Source organism: Agathobacter ruminis (assembly GCF_002735305.1).
GTDB classification, from domain to species: domain Bacteria; phylum Bacillota; class Clostridia; order Lachnospirales; family Lachnospiraceae; genus Roseburia; species Roseburia ruminis.
The window spans coordinates 1-260 of sequence record NZ_PDYG01000104.1; the positions used below are offsets into that span (position 1 = coordinate 1).

Below are 260 nucleotides of genomic sequence, written 5' to 3' on the forward strand. Positions count from 1 at the left end.
GAACTCTTGACCCCCTGCTTGCAAGGCAGGTGCTCTCCCAACTGAGCTACACCCCCACAAAATTTGGCAGCCACCTACTTTCCCATGCCGTCTCCAGCATAGTATCATCGGCCGCTTAAGTCTTAACCATCGTGTTCGGGATGAGAACGGGTGTTACCCCTAAGCGCATCGCCACCAAAAATAGGGTTATTAAGTTGTTTTAGTTACTTAATAACTAAACAGTGAATAATCTCTACTTGATTTCCTTAGAAAGGAGGTGA

At 46.2% G+C, this 260-nt stretch carries 1 rRNA gene; it reads right to left on the bottom strand.

The annotated features are described in order from the left end of the window. Positions 1 to 61: 61 nt before the first annotated feature. Positions 62 to 179 (bottom strand): 5S ribosomal RNA (gene rrf, locus CSX02_RS10790). Between the last annotated feature and the right edge of the window lie 81 nt (positions 180 to 260).